16 protein-coding genes are annotated in these 15,672 nt (G+C 73.9%); 5 read left to right on the top strand and 11 right to left on the bottom strand.

The window, feature by feature from the left end:
• Positions 1 to 75: 75 nt before the first annotated feature.
• From Q7L73_RS17635 to Q7L73_RS17625, 3 genes are read right to left on the bottom strand one after another with little or no spacing between them, the layout of a single operon-like run.
• The gene (locus tag Q7L73_RS17635) at positions 76 to 450 is read right to left on the bottom strand and encodes a MaoC family dehydratase (protein WP_304692946.1); all 375 of its coding nucleotides are present in this window, start codon (positions 448 to 450) and stop codon (positions 76 to 78) included.
• Positions 447 to 890: a MaoC family dehydratase gene (locus tag Q7L73_RS17630; protein WP_304692949.1), complete on the bottom strand. Its 444-nt coding sequence runs from the start codon at positions 888 to 890 to the stop codon at positions 447 to 449. Before Q7L73_RS17630 ends, Q7L73_RS17635 begins: the two co-directional genes overlap by 4 nt.
• Complete coding sequence (locus tag Q7L73_RS17625) at positions 887 to 2,584, bottom strand: class I adenylate-forming enzyme family protein (RefSeq protein ID WP_304692951.1); 1,698 nt, start codon at positions 2,582 to 2,584, stop codon at positions 887 to 889. Before Q7L73_RS17625 ends, Q7L73_RS17630 begins: the two co-directional genes overlap by 4 nt.
• A gap of 119 nt (positions 2,585 to 2,703) precedes the next feature.
• Here Q7L73_RS17625 and Q7L73_RS17620 point away from each other — a divergent pair, with 119 nt between their 5' ends.
• The 4 genes from Q7L73_RS17620 (at position 2,704) to Q7L73_RS28775 (ending at position 5,247) form a co-directional block, all read left to right on the top strand.
• Positions 2,704 to 3,708 carry a zinc-binding dehydrogenase gene (locus Q7L73_RS17620; protein WP_304692953.1) on the top strand — a complete coding sequence of 335 codons (1,005 nt, stop codon included), beginning with the start codon at positions 2,704 to 2,706 and terminating at the stop codon, positions 3,706 to 3,708.
• A gap of 98 nt (positions 3,709 to 3,806) precedes the next feature.
• Positions 3,807 to 4,499 carry a hypothetical protein gene (locus tag Q7L73_RS17615; protein ID WP_304715597.1) on the top strand — a complete coding sequence of 231 codons (693 nt, stop codon included), beginning with the start codon at positions 3,807 to 3,809 and terminating at the stop codon, positions 4,497 to 4,499.
• Positions 4,500 to 4,600: 101 nt separating this feature from the next.
• Positions 4,601 to 4,972, top strand: coding sequence for a hypothetical protein (locus Q7L73_RS17610; protein ID WP_304692956.1), 372 nt, complete (start codon positions 4,601 to 4,603; stop codon positions 4,970 to 4,972).
• 5 nt (positions 4,973 to 4,977) lie between these two features.
• Positions 4,978 to 5,247 carry a helix-turn-helix domain-containing protein gene (locus tag Q7L73_RS28775; RefSeq protein ID WP_370552434.1) on the top strand — a complete coding sequence of 90 codons (270 nt, stop codon included), beginning with the start codon at positions 4,978 to 4,980 and terminating at the stop codon, positions 5,245 to 5,247.
• Between the two features lie 36 nt (positions 5,248 to 5,283).
• Here Q7L73_RS28775 and Q7L73_RS17605 read toward each other — a convergent pair whose 3' ends face one another.
• Genes Q7L73_RS17605 through Q7L73_RS17595 form a run of 3 tightly spaced genes read right to left on the bottom strand, consistent with a single transcriptional unit; the run spans position 5,284 to position 7,624 of the window.
• Positions 5,284 to 5,928 (bottom strand): carboxymuconolactone decarboxylase family protein, encoded by a 645-nt coding sequence (locus tag Q7L73_RS17605; protein WP_304692958.1) that lies wholly within the window; start codon positions 5,926 to 5,928, stop codon positions 5,284 to 5,286.
• Positions 5,925 to 6,710: a hypothetical protein gene (locus Q7L73_RS17600; protein WP_304692960.1), complete on the bottom strand. Its 786-nt coding sequence runs from the start codon at positions 6,708 to 6,710 to the stop codon at positions 5,925 to 5,927. The genes Q7L73_RS17605 and Q7L73_RS17600 overlap by 4 nt, the downstream gene beginning before the upstream one ends.
• Positions 6,711 to 6,712: 2 nt before the next feature.
• Positions 6,713 to 7,624, bottom strand: coding sequence for a CoA transferase subunit A (locus Q7L73_RS17595; protein WP_304692962.1), 912 nt, complete (start codon positions 7,622 to 7,624; stop codon positions 6,713 to 6,715).
• Between the two features lie 111 nt (positions 7,625 to 7,735).
• On the opposite strand from Q7L73_RS17595, the gene Q7L73_RS17590 reads away from it, so the two are divergent.
• Complete coding sequence (locus tag Q7L73_RS17590; protein ID WP_304692964.1) at positions 7,736 to 9,430, top strand: acyl-CoA synthetase; 1,695 nt, start codon at positions 7,736 to 7,738, stop codon at positions 9,428 to 9,430.
• On the opposite strand, the gene Q7L73_RS17585 is transcribed toward Q7L73_RS17590, so the two are convergent.
• From Q7L73_RS17585 to Q7L73_RS17565, 5 genes are read right to left on the bottom strand one after another with little or no spacing between them, the layout of a single operon-like run.
• A complete protein-coding gene (locus Q7L73_RS17585) occupies positions 9,393 to 10,160 on the bottom strand; it encodes an enoyl-CoA hydratase/isomerase family protein (RefSeq protein WP_304692966.1) in 768 nt (255 codons plus the stop codon). The two genes, Q7L73_RS17590 and Q7L73_RS17585, sit on opposite strands and share 38 nt — an antisense overlap.
• Positions 10,161 to 10,185: 25 nt before the next feature.
• Positions 10,186 to 11,784, bottom strand: a complete 1,599-nt coding sequence (locus Q7L73_RS17580) for an acyl-CoA carboxylase subunit beta (protein WP_304692968.1) — start codon at positions 11,782 to 11,784, stop codon at positions 10,186 to 10,188.
• Positions 11,784 to 12,317: a biotin/lipoyl-containing protein gene (locus tag Q7L73_RS17575; RefSeq protein ID WP_304692970.1), complete on the bottom strand. Its 534-nt coding sequence runs from the start codon at positions 12,315 to 12,317 to the stop codon at positions 11,784 to 11,786. The genes Q7L73_RS17580 and Q7L73_RS17575 overlap by 1 nt, the downstream gene beginning before the upstream one ends.
• Positions 12,305 to 13,783: an acetyl/propionyl/methylcrotonyl-CoA carboxylase subunit alpha gene (locus Q7L73_RS17570; protein WP_304692972.1), complete on the bottom strand. Its 1,479-nt coding sequence runs from the start codon at positions 13,781 to 13,783 to the stop codon at positions 12,305 to 12,307. The genes Q7L73_RS17575 and Q7L73_RS17570 overlap by 13 nt, the downstream gene beginning before the upstream one ends.
• Complete coding sequence (locus tag Q7L73_RS17565; RefSeq protein WP_304692974.1) at positions 13,780 to 15,612, bottom strand: acyclic terpene utilization AtuA family protein; 1,833 nt, start codon at positions 15,610 to 15,612, stop codon at positions 13,780 to 13,782. Before Q7L73_RS17565 ends, Q7L73_RS17570 begins: the two co-directional genes overlap by 4 nt.
• Positions 15,613 to 15,672 lie beyond the last annotated feature (60 nt).

Below are 15,672 nucleotides of genomic sequence, written 5' to 3'. Positions count from 1 at the left end.
CGCCGCGAGCCTATGACCGCCGGCCGCCCGCGGCCATCGTCGGAAGCGCTAGTGACGGTGCTGCGGTCGCGCCGCCTACGGCAGCGTCGCCCGCACCGTCACGACCGTCGTGCCGTCCTGGCTGACGCAGGCCGCCTCCAGCGGGTCGGCGTCGGCTGCGCCGGTCAGCGCGCAGCCGATCGTGTCGCCGGGGCGGGTCGGCGCGCGGTAGGTGACCGCGACGCGGCTGCCCGGCGGCAGCGCCTCGACGCCGAGCCAGTCGGTCGCCGCGCGCAGGAAGGCGTGGAGCGCGATCGGGCCGTGCGCGATGATCCCGCCGAACTCGGAGGCGGCGGCCGCGACCGGGTCGACGTGGAGCGGGTTGAAGTCGCCCGACAGCTCGGCGTAGGCGTCGATCGACGCCTGCGTGACCGTCTCCGACACGTTCGGGAACTCGCCGCGCGCGCTCATCTGCCCGCCTCCTGTCCGGGGCCCGTGGGCCACACGATCACCTTGCGCCCGCTGACCGCCTGGACGCCGTGCGCGTCGCGCACGTCGAACTCGACGGTCACGAACGGCCGCTCGCGGCGGACCTCCTTGGCGCCGATCCACATCGTCACCTGCGCCGTCGTCCCGACCGCCAGCGGCGCGTGGAACTCCAGCTCCTGCTTGGCGAGGATCCCGCCCGCGGGGATGCCGCCGAGCCCGCGCCGCAGCGCGCGCAGGAACAGCACCGGGAAGACCGCCGGCGGCGCCGCCGCGACCGTCCTCGGTTCGCCGATCGGGCCGGCGAGGCGCCCGGCCAGGTCGGCCGTCACCCGCTCCTCGAACGGCCCGATCCGCTTCCCGACGACCAGCTCGTCGTAGGTGATCGCGGAGAGGGCGGGGGCGTCGTCGATCGCGTCCGTCATGCGTACAGCTCCTTGTTCTCGGCGCGCAGCGCGTACTTGAGGACCTTGCCGCCGACGGTCACCGGCAGCTGCTCGACCAGCACGACGCGCTTGGGCGCCTCGAAGCCGGCGAGCGTCTCGCGGCTCCAGGCGATCAGCGCCTCGGGGTCGAGCTCGGCGCCGGCGGCGGGGACCACGAAGGCGGTCACGGCCTCGCCCCAGCGCTCGTGCGGCAGCCCCACGACGGCCGCCTTCGCGACGCCGGGATGCTGGTGCAGGACCGCCTCGACGCGCAGGCTGGAGACGTTCTCGCCACCCGACTTGACGATGTCCTTGGAGCGGTCGACCATGATCCGCAGGCCGTCGTCGTCGTAGACGCAGACGTCGCCGGAGTGAAACCAGCCGTCGCGGAAGGCGGCGCGCGTCGCCTCCTCGTCGCGGTAGTAGCCGGCGGTCACGACCGGCGAGCGGTAGACGACCTCGCCGGGGACGCCGGGACGGTCGCGCAGCGAGCGGCCCTCGTGGTCGACGACGTCGGCCGCCAGCAGCGGGTTCGGCACGCCGACGTAGTTGTGCTCGGGCGCCGTCCGGTGGAAGAGGTCCAGCCACTTGTCCGGCCAGAAGCGGTGGCAGGAGATCGCCTCGGTCTGGCCGAGGATCTCGCACAGCACCAGCTGCTCGCCGCAGTGGCGCTTGAGCGCCGCGACGAGGCCGGGGGGCGCCGCCGTCCAGCCGTAGACGGCCGTCGTGAGGCTGCGCAGGTCGTGCGTCAGCGGCTCGCGCTCGAGCACGCCGACGAGCTCGCCGAGCATCGCCGGCGAACCGGCCCACAGCGCCGTCGCGCGCTCCTTCGTGATCGCGGCGGCGACCTGTCGCGGGTCGTAGCCGCGGCCGATCACGAGCGTGCCGCCGGAGAGGAACGCCGGCAGGCTGAAGATCTGGTCGGCGATGTGGTAGATCAGCGGCAGGAAGGCGCACAGCTTCAGGTCGCACTCGATCCGCAGCCCGCGCGTCAGCGTCAGCGCGAACGAGTAGGCGGCGAGGTGGCTGTAGCTGTGCGAGACCATCACGCCCTTCGGCAGCGCGGTCGTGCCGGAGGTGAAGACGATCTCCCAGATGTCGTCGCCGTGGATCTCGACCTGCGGCTCGTGCGCGGGCGCATCGGCGTGGAAGGCGGCGAACGGGATGCTGCCGGCGACGGCCGCGCCGCCGATCTCGATCGTCACGTCGGGCGTCAGGCCGCGCGCCGCGAAGGCCGGTGCGGCGCGTGGCCACAGCTCGGCGTCGACGAGCGTGAAGCGCGGCTCGGTCCGCTCGATCAGGTGCGCGACGACGTCGGGCGCCATCAGCGGATTGACCGGGACGCAGGTCAGCCCCGCCTTCGCGATCCCGAACTTCGTCAGGTAGGCCTCGACCGAGTTCTCGCAGAACAGCAGCACGCGGTCGCCGCGCCGCAGCCCGCGCGCCAGCAGCGCGTTGGCGATCCGGTTGGCGAGCGCGTCGGCCTCGCGGTAGCTGACGCGCCGCAGCGCCGGGTCGGCGCACGCGCCCTCCCACGCGACGATCGCGTCCTTCTCCGGATAGCTCCACGTCAGCCGCTCGAAGACGTCGCCGACGCTGACCCGCTCCCACCGCTGCAGCGCACGGCGGCCGTGCAGCGAGCTGACGTCGATCGCCGTCGCCGGCCCGCTTGCGTCGTCACTGGCGCTCGTCATCTCGCTCCTCCCGCTCGTCGTGCAGCTCGCCGGTCAGGATCGCCGGGATCGCGCCGCGCGCGACCTGTCGGGAGCGCTAGTCGTCGCGGCGGGCCGCCTCTGCGAGGGTGGATCCCACGATGGCCGAGACGACGACCAGCGGGCCGGCCGAGCGCCGGCTCGTCGCGCTGCGCCGCTTCGGCGCCCCCGCCGAGCTGCGCTGGACGACCGGGCCGCTGCCGCCGCGCGGCGACGACGACGTGCACGTCGCGGTCGCGGCGATCGGCGTCAACTTCGCCGACACGATGGTGCGCCGCGGCGAGTACCGCCGCGACCAGCCGCTGTCGTTCACGCCCGGCTTCGAGGTCGCCGGCCGCGTCGTCGCGGGGCCCGCCGGCGGGCCGCCGCCGGGCAGCCGCGTCGTCGCCTTCACCGAGCACGGCGGCGGCTACGCCGACCACGTCGTCGTCCCGCGCGAGCGCGTCTACGCGGTCGCCGACGGGGTCTCGCTGCACGACGCCGCGGCGCTCTTCACGCAGGGCGTCACCGGCTGGTACGCCGTCCACCGCTACGGCCGTCTCGCGCGCGGCGAGACGGTGCTCGTGCACGCCGCCGGCGGCGGTCTCGGCGGCCTCTGCGTGCAGCTCGCCGCCGAGGCCGGCGCGACGGTGATCGCGACCGCCTCGACGGAGGCGAAGCGAACCGTCGCGCGCGAGCACGGCGCCGCGCTCGCGCTGGCGCCGGACCCGCAGGCGCTGACCGCGGCGGTGCGGGAGGCGACCGGCGGTCGCGGCGCCGACGTGGTGCTCGACGGCGTCGGCGGCCCGCTGTTCGCGGCCAGCCTGCGCGCGCTCGCCTTCAACGGCCGCTACGTCGTCGTCGGCTCCGCCAGCCAGCAGCCGGCGACGCTCGACACGCGCGCGCTGATGCCACGCGGCCAGACGATCAGCGGCTTCGTCGTCGCGCGCGTCGCCGAGCAGGACCCGGCCGAGCCGCAGCGCGCCTTCGACGCGATCCAGGAGCGCCTGCTCGACGGCCGCCTGCGCCCGCGCGTGACGATCCTCCCGGTCGCCGAGGCCGCCCGCGCGCACAAGCTGATCGAGTCGCGTCAGGCGACCGGCAAGCTGGTGCTCAGCTTCGACTAGAGCAGCCCGGATCCACCGGCAGGACGTAGCTGCATATGCTCAAAACGTTTGCGTTCGGAAGCGTCGGTCGTGAGCAGTACATTGAGCGGCCGCATCGCGTGCAGTCGATGCTGCGAGAGCCGATCGAAGCCGCCTCTCCCAACAGCACCAGCAACCCAGGTGCCAGCCTGACCTTCCATGTGACGTTCGAGTCAGGGCGTCAGGCGATATTCAAGCCGTTCGCGGGCCAGTCCTCCCCGACGTGCGGCCACTACCAGCAAGATCCATCAGAGGCACCCGTTCACGAGGTGGTCGCCTGGCGCCTCGCCTATGCGCTCGGCGATCGCTGGGAACGCATGGTGCCCACAGCCGTCCTGCGCGACGTCCCCGGCGTCGGTGGCGGCGTCCTCGTCAACTGGCGCGACGGCTGGCCCGACTGGGCCGGGGCGATCGAGGCGAAGGACCAGGCGCATGCCGCGGCGTTCTGGGACGCCCTCATCGGACAGCAGGACCGCCATCGCGCCAATCTTCGCTTCGACCCGAGACGACGCCGGCTCGCGCTGATCGACAACGCGTTCGCGTTCGCACGACCGAACGACCGTTCCAACGCGTCCGAGTTCCTCGCGCACCGTCGCCGCTGCAATGAGACAAGCCTCACGAGAGGCGAGCAGATGACGCTCGACTCGCTCGTCGACGGCGACGCGTTCCACGGACTCAAGGACTTCCTTGCGGCAGATCGGTTCGCAGCGTTCAGCGATCGAGCGCGCAAGATGCTGTCCAAGCGCGTACTTCCGCTGCCCGGCGACTTCTGAGCGGCGCACGATGAGACCCGATTTCGGGTAGTTTACTCAAGAGCTAATGGTCGACGAGGGGAGCTCGCCGATCAGATGGACAGCCGAAGGAGGCACCGAGCGTGGTGGTCGTCGAGATCCGAACCCCCGTGTACGACGAAGAGTCCGGTCGCTCTGGCTGGGCGGTGTGCGCCATGGTCTTCGCCGATGGACGCCGCACGGTCTCGATCGTCGACAAGCACGGAGTCCTCGACCACCAGCTGCCAGTCGTCGACGCGGTCACCGGACGCCAGATCCACCTGGCCGACGATGCTGAGGCGTGGGCACGCAACCTGCCGGGCGCGTTCCGTGCGGGCGACCTCGTCGCGCACGTGCTCGCGGATACGAATCCCGCCGAGCAGCCGCCCGCGACGCCCACGGCTGCTCGTCCCTCCATCCCAGCCCCGCCGCCCTTCACCAGGATCAGCGGCGCGAGCACCACGTCGGCGGCCTAGTCGCGTTGCCGCGGACGAGCAGCAGCGCCGCCGCGAGCCAGGTCGCCGCAGAAGCGATCAGGGCCGCTCGTGTGGCCGCCGGCGTGACCCAAGCGCAGCTCGCCGAGCGGCTTCAGGTCACCGCGCCGTACATCTCGAACCTCGAGGCAGGCCGCACGAACCCGACCGTCGGGCAGCTCTGGGCCGTCGCCGAGGCGCTGAGAGCAGAGTTCGGAATCGTGCTCCGTCCTCACACGTCTCCGGCGCCGGAGATCCCGCTTCCGCCGCCAGCCTGACCGACGACTCGGCGCGCACCCGAGCCCCGCCGCCGCTCACCCCGTGCGCGGCGGCAGCGGATCGAGCTCGATGCCGGCGGCGTCGATGACGCCGGCGAGCAGCGCGTAGAAGCCGGCCAGCACGAGCAGCTCCAGCAGCTCGTGCTCGTCGCGCGTGGCGCGCAGCCGCGTCCAGGTCGCGTCGCCGACGGTGCGCCGCAGGACCAGCTCGTCGGTCGCGTGCAGCAGCGCGGCGTCGGCCGGCGCCCACGGGTGCGCGCTGTCGCCGTCGAGCGCCGCCTCGACCTCCGCCGGCACGAGCCCGGCGGAGGCGCCGATCGCGCGGTGGTGGGCGGCCTCGTAGGCGCTGCCGGTGCGGCCGGCGACGCGCAGCACGACCAGCTCGCGGTCGCGCGGCGAGATGCGGCCGTGGACGGCGAAGTAGCCGCCGAGCGCGTTGACCCGTCTCAGCAGGCGCGGCGCGTGCGCGAGCGTCGCGAAGACGTTCAGCGGGCTGCCGTCGGTGCGCGGCAGCGCCTTCGCCAGCGCCGCCGCCTGCTCCGCGTCCGGCGCCGCGACCGGCGCGATCCGGGGGCGGCGCGTCGGCGCGTCTGCCGCATCGGCCGCATCGGCCGCATCGGGCGCGTCGGCCGCGCCGGGCGCGCCGGCCGCCTCGCCGACGGGACGCCGCGCGCCGCTCACGCCCGCAGCGTGCCGTCGACGTCGACCCGCTCGCGCAGCGTCGCCAGCTCGGCCGCCGTCGGCGGCGGCGTCGTCGGGACGTCGTCGGGGACCTCCAGCGGGAAGCCGGTCGCGGCGCGCACCTGCTCCGGCGTCACGCCCGCGTGGAGGCTGCGGACCTGCAGCTCGCCCGCCTCGTCCAACGCGAAGACGCCGAGCGGGGAGAGCACGAGGCGGATCCCGCCGCCGGGCAGTCTCAGCCGCGCCCGCTCGGTCCGGTCGCCGAGCGCCGAGATCAGCGCCACTCTCTCCACGAACGTGCGCGGGTCGTGGCTCGGCATCACGACGTAGTAGCCGCGGCAGTTGGTGCTCATCGTCGCCAGCGCGATCGAGCCCGGCCCGCGCATCTTCCAGCCGCCGTTGCCGTCGGGGATCCCGAAGAGGTTGAGGTTGCCGCGCCGGTCGAGCTGCAGGCCGCCGACGAAGAAGACGTCCGGCCGGCTGACGTCGTCGAAGATCCGCCCCTGGAACATCAGCGCCTCGGCCGCGAGCGTGCGCGGGTCGAAGACGAACGGGTGGACGGCCGGCGGCGGGACGCCGCCGCCGAGCGACTGCACGCCGAGCCCGATCAGGATGCGCGCGTCGGGGTGCGTCGTGAGGTTGGCGAGCACGGCGGCGGCGCGCGCCATCGGCATGTTCGCGCCGACCATGATCGTGCGGTCCTCGGGGCGCAGGTCGCGCGCCAGCAGGATCGCGAACAGCTCGTCGGTCGACGGCGGCGCGGCGTGGAGTTCGGTCGTCATGGTCACACCAGCAGCGAGACGAGCCGGCGGATGCCGACCTGCTCGAGGTAGTCGTCGTGGTCGGCCTCGCGCACGTGGCGGTCGAGGTAGTCGCTCAGCTCGTCGCCGCCGGCGCGCGCGACGCGCGCGAACTCGCGCAGGTGCTGCTCGTCGGCGGTCAGCGCCGCGTTCGAGTAGGGATGGGTGCCGAACGGCGCGCGGGCGACCGTCGTCTCGCCCCAGAACCAGGTCCGCTCGGGCGCCTGCCGGATCCGCTCGTTCGTCACGATCCGGTCGACCTGCAGCACGACCCGTCTGGCGGCCGCGCCGAGCAGCGCGTCCATGTGGCCGGTGCCGGCGACCTGGGCGTTGCCGTATGCGTCGGACTCCGCCGCGTACAGCAGCGCGACGTCCAGCTCCAGCGCCGGGATCGCCAGCAGCGGCTCGCCCCTGACGGGATCGTCGAACGCGACCAGCGAGCGGTTCAGCTGCGGGAACGAGGTCCCGACCCCGCCGCGCCACGGCAGGAACGGCAGCCGCTGCGCCGCCGCCCGCAGCGCCTGGACGCAGTGCGCCTCGTCGAGGTCGACGACCTCGACGCTGCCCTCCTGCACGGCGCGCCGGAAGACCGGCCCGACGGCGGCGAGCCCCTCGATCCCGACGTAGGAGGCGACGACCGTGCGCACGCAGCCGGCGGCGATCAGCAGGTCGACCTCGATCCCGCCGGTCGGCGCGACGACCGTCAGCTCGCGCGGCGCGCGCCGCGCCAGCGCCCGCACCAGCGCCATCGGATGGTCGGCGGTGACGGCGCCGCCGATCCCCACGACCGCCCCGTCGGCGATCGTCGCGACCGCCTCCTCGACCGTCGTCACGACCGGCCGGCGCCCGCCGCCGGCGTCGCGCGCCGGCCCCTCGCTCGCTCCCGCTTCGCTCATGCGATCACTCCATCCCAGCGGCGCGCCGAAGGCCACTGTCGATTCCGCCAATGCGGGCCTGGCACGCGCGCGCTACCGTCGCGGGATCACGCGATGCGAGGAGACCGCACGATGACCCAGCCGCCGCTGCCCGGCCGTTCGGCGCCGCCCAACCTCAGCTCCTACGAGCAGGCGCGCGCCGACTACCGGCCGCAGGTGCCCGAGCGCTTCAACCCGACCGTCGACATCGTCGAGCGGTGGGCGGCCGAGGCGCCCGACGCGCTGGCGCTGCTGTCGCTCGGCCCCGCCGGCGAGACGGTCGCCGAGCAGAGCGCGGCGCAGCTCGCCGAGGCCGCGCGGCGGATGGCGCGGGCGCTGCTGGAGCTGGGGATCGGCCCCGGCGACCGCGTCTTCGTGATGCTGCCGCGCGTGCCCGCCTGGTACGCGGCCGTGCTCGGCGCGATCCGCATCGGCGCGGTGCCGATGCCGGGCACCAACCAGCTGACCGCGCGCGACATCTCCTACCGCATCCGTGCCGGCGAGGCGGTCGCCGCGATCACCGACGCGGCCGGCGTCGCGAAGCTCGACGCGATCGAGGAGCCGCTGCCGGACCTGCGCCACCGGATCGCGCTCGGCGGCGGCGCGGCCGGCTGGCTCGATCTCGACACGCTGCTGGCGCAGGCCGACCCGGACGGCCTGCCGCAGCAGCCGACCGCGCGCGAGGATCCGATGATCCTCTTCTTCACCAGCGGCACCGTCAGCTACCCGAAGATGGTGCTGCACACGATGGGCTACGGCCTCGGCCACGTCGCGACCGCGCGCTTCTGGCACGACCTGCGCCCCGGCGACCGCCACTGGACGGTCACCGACACGGGCTGGGCGAAGGCCGCCTGGGGCGGCCTCTACGGCCAGTTCCACGAGCGCGCGACGGTCGTCCAGGTCGCGCTCGGCAAGCCCGACGCCGACACGATCCTGCGGCTGCTGAGCGAGCAGCGGATCAGCTCCTTCTGCGCCCCGCCGACGCTCTACCGCCTGCTCGTGCAGGCCGACCTCGGCGCCCACGACCTGTCCGCCCTGCGCCACTGCACGAGCGCCGGCGAGCCGCTCAACCCGGAGGTGATCCGCGCCTGGCGCGAGGGCACCGGCGGCCTCACCGTCTACGACGGCTACGGCCAGTCGGAGACGACGGTGCTGGTCGCCAACTACCGCTCGCTGGAGGTGCGCCCCGGCTCGATGGGCAAGCCGGTGCCGGGCTGGACGGTCGAGGTGCTCGGCGACGACGGCAGCCCCGCGCCCGACGACACGGTCGGCGCGATCGCCGTGCGCGTCGGCGAGGACCCGCGGGAGCGCCCGGTCGGGCTGTTCGGGGGCTACCTCGGCGACGAGGACGCCAACCGCGCTGCCTTCCGCGACGGCTGGTACTACACCGGCGACAAGGCCTGGCGCGACGGCGACGGCTACCTCTGGTTCGAGGGCCGCGACGACGACGTGATCACCTCCTCGGCCTACCGCATCGGCCCGTTCGAGGTCGAGTCGGCGCTGATCGAGCACCCGGCCGTCGTCGAGGCCGCGGTCGTCGGCAAGGACGACCCGGAGCGGACGCAGATCGTCTGCGCCTTCGTCGTGCTCGCCGCCGGCCACGAGCCGAGCGAGGCGCTCGCGCGGGAGCTGCAGGAGCACGCCAAGCGGCTGACGGCGCCGTACAAGTACCCACGCGAGATCCGCTTCGCGACGGAGCTGCCGAAGACCGTCTCCGGCAAGATCCGCCGCGGCGAGCTGCGCGCGTCGCTCAGCGCCCCGTCCAGCGCGGAGCCCGCTTCTCCTTGAAGGCGCGCGGTCCCTCCTGCGCGTCGTCGCTGAGGTAGACCGGCTCGTACAGCTCGTCGGCCGCGTCCAGCGCGGCCGACCAGCCGTGCTCGGCGGAGAGGTAGACGAGCTGCTTCGCCGCCCGCACCGACAGCGGCGCGTTGGCGGCGATCCCGGCCGCGAGCTGCTGCGCCTGCGCGCGCAGCTCGGCCGCCGGGACGACGCGGTTGACGAGGCCCAGCTCGTAGGCGCGCGCGGCGCTCAGCGGCGCGCCGGTCAGCATGATCTCCATCGCCGCACGCGGCCCGACCAGCCACGGCAGCGGCGCCGCCCACGGCGAGCCGCGGCCGACTCTGACCTCGGTGATGCCGAACGTCGCGTGCTCGGCGGCGATCACGAGGTCGCACATCTGCGCGAGCAGGAAGCCGCCGGCGAAGGCGACGCCGTTGACGGCGGCGATCACCGGCTTGTCGGTTCTGACGGTCCGCTGCAGGTACGGCAGGAAGTCGGGCGGCGGCACCTGCATCGCGTTCTGCGACATCTCCTTCAGGTCGCCGCCGGCGCAGAAGGCCTTCTCGCCCGCGCCGGTCAGCACCAGCACGGCCGCGTCGTCGTCGGCGGCGAAGCGGCGGAAGCCGGCCCAGAGGCCGTCGCGGACGGCCTGCGAGAGCGCGTTGCGGGCCTCCTCGCGGTCGATCGTCAGCCAGGCGACCGCGTCGTCGGAGACCTCGTAGGTCACCACGTCGTTCACAGCGTTCTCCTTCGTCGAGAGAGGGTCAGATCCGCAGCACGCCGCCGGGCGCGCGCACGATCGGGGCGTTGAGCGCCGCCGACAGCGACATGCCGAGCACGTTGCGCGTGTCGGTCGGGTCGATCAGGCCGTCGTCGCGCAGGTCGGAGGTGAGGTAGTACGAGTGGTAGGTCTGCTCGAAGTAGGCGGTGACGTCGCGCTTGATCGCGTTGATCTCGTCGGGCGAGGGCTCCTCGCCGCGGCGTCTGAGGCCGGCGACGCGCACCTGCGTGAGCGTGTCGGCGGCCTGCTCGGGGCCCATGATCGAGGAGCGCGAGTTGGGCCACGCGTAGACGAAGCGCGGGTCCCACGTGCGGCCTGCCATCGCGTAGTTGCCGGCGCCTTGGGAGGCATGGCAGAGGACCGACAGCTTCGGGACGGTCACGTTCGCCTGGACCATCAGCATCTTCGCGCCGTGCTTGGTGATCCCGCCGCGCTCGTAGTCGCGCCCGACCATGAAGCCGGTGACGTTGTGCAGGAACAGCAGCGGGATGCCGTCGCGGTCGCACAGCTGCATGAACTGCGTCGCCTTGTTGGCGGCCTCGCTGAAGATCACGCCGTCGTTGGCGAGGATCCCGACCTTGAAGCCCCAGATGAACGCCCAGCCGGTCACGAGCGTCTCGCCGTAGTGCGGCTTGAACTCGTGGAAGCGGCTGCCGTCGACGATCCGCCCGATCACCTCGCGCATCTCGAACTGCTTCTTGACGTCGTCGGGGACGATCCCGTACAGCTCGGCCGGGTCGTGGAACGGCGGCTCGGGCGCGCGGCGGTCGCTGTCGGCCTTCTCGCGCCGCGCCCACACGCCGACGATGTCGCGCGCGAGCGCGAGCGCCTCGGCCTCGCTGTCGACGGCGTAGTCGGCGACGCCGGAGACCTGCGTGTGCATGTCGGCGCCGCCCAGCTCCTCCGTGCTGACCTCCTCGCCGGTCGCGGCCTTCACCAGCGGCGGGCCGGCGAGGAAGATCGCGCCCCGTTCGCGCACCATGATCGTCTGGTCGCAGAGCGTCGGCGTGTAGGCCGCGCCGGCGGTGCAGTAGCCGAAGACGACCGCCAGCTGCGGGATCCCGGCGGCGCTGAGCTGGCACTGCTGCTTGAAGATGTGCCCGGCGGTCGCGTAGATCTCGTCCTGCAGGTGGAGGTTGGCGCCGCCGCTGTCGAGCATGTGCACGACCGGCAGGCGGTTCTCGCGCGCGACCGTCAGCGCGCGCACGATCTTGCGCGTCGTGATCGGGTACCAGGCGCCGCCCTTCAGCGACGAGTCGTTGGCGATCACGACGACCTCGCGGCCGTTGACGACGCCGATGCCGGTCACCAGCAGCGCCTGCGGCGCCTCACCGTCGTAGTGGCGGTTGGCGGCCAGCGACATCAGCTCCAGGAACGGCGCGCCGGGGTCCAGCAGCAGCTCCAGCCGCTGGCGCACGGTCAGCTTCTGCTGCTCGGCGAGCCGGTCGAGCGCCCGCTGGGGGCGGACGTGGCGGGCCGCGTGCAGCGTCTCGCGCAGCTCGGCGGCGAGCGCGAGGTTGTGCTCGCGATAGGCCTTGTACGTCGGCGAGGTCGTGTCGACGTGGGTCTCCAGCCGCTGCATCAGTCCTCGTCTCCGTCGCCGTCGTCGTCTGCGAGCGGCGCGAGCGCGACGAGCGGGGCGCCGCGGTCGAAGGTCTCGCCGACCTCGACGTGCACCCGCTCGACGACGCCGTCGCGCGCGGCGACGATCTCGTTCTGCATCTTCATGCTCTCGATCACCAGCAGCCGCTGGCCCTGCGCGACGGCGTCGCCGGCGCTGACCGCGACCGCGATCACCGCGCCCGGCATCGGCGCCGTCGCCAGCTCCTCGGAGGGGCCGCCGCCGCGGGCGCGCTCGACCGGGTCGATCACCGTCAGCGTCCAGGCGCGCCCGAAGGCGTGGACGTGGACGACATCGCCGATGACCGCGACCCAGACGCGCTCGACGCGATCCTCCAGCCGCAGCTCGTACCCGTCGCCGGCGCGCGTCAGCGCGGCCGGGCGGTCGACGCCGTCGAGCCGCACCGCCGTGCGCGCGCCGAGCTGCGCGAGCGTCGCGGTGTGCGTGCCGCCGCCCTCCAGCGCGATCTCGCAGGCCGCCATCAGCTGCTCCACGCGCCGATCGCCGCGAGCGGCTCGGGGACGGCGTGGCGGCGGTCGAAGCGCGGGCTCGCGAGCGCCGCCGCGGCCGCCAGGCAGCGCTCCTGCTCGGCGCTCGGCGCGGGCGACCGCAGCGCCGCGGCGTGCTCGTCGATGAAGCCGGTGTGGGTCTCCCCCGCGGCGAACGCCGGCTGCGCCAGCACCCGTTCGAGGAAGGCGGTGTTGGTGATCGTGCCGAGCAGGACCGTCTCGCGCAGCGCCGCGCGGCCGCGCGCGATCGCCTCCGCGCGCGTCGGCGCGTGGACGGCGAGCTTGGCGATCATCGGATCGAACGCGGAGCTGACCTCCTGCCCCTCGACGACGCCGTGGTCGACGCGGATCCCCTCGCCGGCCGGGAAGCGCACGAGCGCCAGCGGTCCGGTCGCCGGCACGAAGCCGGCGTCGGCGTCCTCGGCGTAGACGCGGCACTCGATCGCGTGGCCGTCGAAGCGGACCTGCTGCTGGTCGAACGCGAGCGGCTCGCCGGCGGCGACGCGCAGCTGCTGCTCGACGATGTCGATCCCGGTCACCAGCTCGGTGACGGGATGCTCGACCTGCAGGCGTGTGTTCATCTCGAGGAAGTAGAAGCGCCGCTGCTCGTCGACGATCAGCTCGACGGTGCCGGCGGAGCGGTAGTCGACGGCGCGCGCGAGCGCGATCGCCGTGCGGCCCATCTCGGCGCGCGTGGCGGCGTCGACGAACGGCGACGGGCACTCCTCCACGACCTTCTGGTAGCGGCGCTGGATCGAGCACTCGCGCTCGCCGAGGTGGACGACGGCGCCGTGGCCGTCGGCCAGCACCTGCACCTCGATGTGGCGCGGGCGCTCGATGTAGCGCTCGACGAAGACGCGGCCGTCGCCGAAGCTCGCGAGCGCCTCGCTGGAGGCGCGCTCGAACGCCTCCGCGCAGTCGGCCGCGTCGCGCGCGATCCGCATCCCCTTCCCGCCGCCGCCGGCGCTCGCCTTCAGCAGCACGGGGAAGCCGATCTCGGCGGCGATCGCGGTCGCCTCCGCGGCCGTCTCGACGGCGCCGTCGGAGCCCGGCAGCGTCGGCACGCCGGCCTCCTGCGCGATCCGCTTGCTCTCGATCTTGTCGCCCATCGCGCGGATCGCCGCCGGCGGCGGGCCGACGAAGACGATCCCGGCCGCGGCCAGCCGCTCGGCGAAGTCGGCGTTCTCCGACAGGAAGCCGAAGCCGGGATGGACGGCGGTCGCGCCGGTCGCCTCGCAGGCGGCGACGATCGCGGCGCCGTCGAGGTAGGCGCCGACCGGCGTCTCGCCGAACAGCTGCACCGCCTCGTCGGCCTCGCGCACCGCCCGCCCGCCGGCGTCCTCGGCGTGGTAGACGGCGACGCTGGCGATCCCGAGCCGCCGCAGCGTCGCGACGATCCGCACCGCGATCTCGCCGCGGTTGGCGACCAGCACCTTCTGCGGGAGGCTCATCGCGCGGCTCGCGCCGGCGCCGCCGCGGCGCCGCGCGTCAGGCGCCCGTCGCGGTCCCACTCGGCCGGGACGGCGATCGGCAGCTCCAGCAGCATCGCGGCGAAGCTCTTGCCCTGCGGGTCGAAGCGCAGCGTCGAGGTCCCGCCCTTGCCGCCGAGCGCGCCGTCGAGCACGAAGTTGAGCGCGTGCAGGCCCGGCAGCTCCCAGCGCCGCACGCCGCCGGTCAGGTACTGCGCGAAGCGGTCGCCGACGCGGGCGCAGGTCAGCTGCTCGCGGATCGGCGCGAGGAACTCGGGCCGGCGCGCGATCACGCCGATGTTCGCCTGGTCGCCCTTGTCGCCGCTGCGCGCCCACGCCAGCCGCCGCAGCGGGACGGTCACGCCGCCGTCGGTCAGCGAGAGGCGTGCGTCGCCGTCCCGCAATGCGGGCGTGCCGATCTGCAGCTCCGGATCGCCCGCGGCGATCGCGACCGCGAACGGCTCGTCGTCGTCGAGCTGGACCCGCACCGGCGTGCTCGCCTTGTCGAGCAGCAGGTGGTAGACGGAGATCGCCGGCGCCGGGCGCGGGCGGCCGCCGAAGAAGCCGGTCATCCCCTGCGCGACCAGCGCCATCGGCGCGTACTCCAGCGCGAACTGCTCCAGCGCCGCCTTCTCGGGGTGGCGCGCGGCTATCTTCACGACCGCCTCGGTCGCGCTGTCGTCGCGGTGATCGGGCCCGTGCGTGTCGCCGGCGCCGATCACCTCGACCGACGTCTCCGTCAGCGGGCCGTGGCCGGCCGCCGCGATCAGCCGCTCGGTGCGCGCGACGAGCGCCTGGCCGGCGCGGCGCGCCTTGCCGGCGGCGTCGAGGCCGCTGAACATCGCCGTCGCCATCACGCGGAAGCCGTCGGCGTGGGTGGCTGTGACCTTGTACGTCGCCGGCGGTCTGCTGCCGCGCGCGCCGGCGACGCGGACGCGGTCGATCCCGACCTGCTCCAGCGTCACCTCGCGCCAGTCGCAGACGACGTCGGGCATCACGTAGGCGCCGGGGTCGCCGATCTCGTAGACGATCTGCTCGCCGACGGTCGCGGGCGAGACGAGCCCGCCGGTGTTGGCCGGCTTGCTGACGACGGCGCTGCCGTCGGCGCGGACCTCGATCACCGGGAAGCCCATCTCGTCCCAGCCGGGGACCTCGTCCCAGTCGGTGAAGTTGCCGCCGGTGCACTGCGGCCCGCACTCGACGACGTGGCCGGCGAGCGTGCCGGCCGAGAGCAGGTCGTAGTCGTCGTCGGCCCAGCCGAACTCGTGCATCAGCGGGCCCAGCACGACCGCCGAGTCGACCGCGCGGCCGGTCACGACGACGTCGGCGCCGGCGTCGAGCGCGGCGGCGATCGGGCGCGCGCCGAGGTAGGCGTTGATCGTCATCGGGCGGCCCGGCAGCGGCTCGCCGGTGAACATGTCGCGCGCCGCGCCGGCGAGCAGCTCCTCGCCCCGCGGCGAGAGGTCGTCGCCCTCGACGGCGGCGACGCGCAGCTCGACGCCGGCCGCGGCCGCCGCCTCGCGGAAGGCGTGCGCGCAGGCGCTGGGGTTGAGCGCGCCGGCGTTGGTGACGATGCGGATGCCGCGCGCCTTGATCTCCGCCAGCCGCGGCGCCAGCACGCGGACCGCGTCGGGCACGTAGCCGGCCTCGGGATCCTTCGCGCGGGCGCGGGCGAGCAGCGCCATCGTGATCTCGGACAGGTAGTCGGCGACGAGATAGTCGACGTCGGCGCCGTCGAGCAGCTGGTCGACGGCAGCGCTGGTATCGCCCCAGAAGGCTGCCCAGCAGCCGAGGCGGACGGTCTCTCTCATGCCCAGCGACACTAAATAAGCGTTTAGTTGATGTCAAGGAAGCGACCTGCGAAGATGCCG

Origin of the sequence: Conexibacter sp. CPCC 205762, from assembly GCF_030646155.1 — a bacterium.
Taxonomy (GTDB): Bacteria; Actinomycetota; Thermoleophilia; order Solirubrobacterales; family Solirubrobacteraceae; genus Conexibacter.
Note: the sequence above shows the minus strand (reverse complement) of the source record. Positions and strands in the feature narration are given on the sequence as shown.

What these genes read in the sequence shown, in the direction of transcription:
- Q7L73_RS17590 (WP_304692964.1), top strand. Translation starts at nt 7,736, where the DNA reads ATGACCCAGCCGCCGCTGCCCGGCCGTTCGGCGCCGCCCAACCTCAGC.
- Q7L73_RS17565 (WP_304692974.1), bottom strand. Translation starts at nt 15,612, where the DNA reads ATGAGAGAGACCGTCCGCCTCGGCTGCTGGGCAGCCTTCTGGGGCGAT.
- Q7L73_RS17600 (WP_304692960.1), bottom strand. Translation starts at nt 6,710, where the DNA reads ATGACGACCGAACTCCACGCCGCGCCGCCGTCGACCGACGAGCTGTTC.
- Q7L73_RS17635 (WP_304692946.1), bottom strand. Translation starts at nt 450, where the DNA reads ATGAGCGCGCGCGGCGAGTTCCCGAACGTGTCGGAGACGGTCACGCAG.
- Q7L73_RS17620 (WP_304692953.1), top strand. Translation starts at nt 2,704, where the DNA reads ATGGCCGAGACGACGACCAGCGGGCCGGCCGAGCGCCGGCTCGTCGCG.
- Q7L73_RS17570 (WP_304692972.1), bottom strand. Translation starts at nt 13,783, where the DNA reads ATGAGCCTCCCGCAGAAGGTGCTGGTCGCCAACCGCGGCGAGATCGCG.
- Q7L73_RS17625 (WP_304692951.1), bottom strand. Translation starts at nt 2,584, where the DNA reads ATGACGAGCGCCAGTGACGACGCAAGCGGGCCGGCGACGGCGATCGAC.
- Q7L73_RS17580 (WP_304692968.1), bottom strand. Translation starts at nt 11,784, where the DNA reads ATGCAGCGGCTGGAGACCCACGTCGACACGACCTCGCCGACGTACAAG.
- Q7L73_RS17630 (WP_304692949.1), bottom strand. Translation starts at nt 890, where the DNA reads ATGACGGACGCGATCGACGACGCCCCCGCCCTCTCCGCGATCACCTAC.
- Q7L73_RS17595 (WP_304692962.1), bottom strand. Translation starts at nt 7,624, where the DNA reads ATGAGCGAAGCGGGAGCGAGCGAGGGGCCGGCGCGCGACGCCGGCGGC.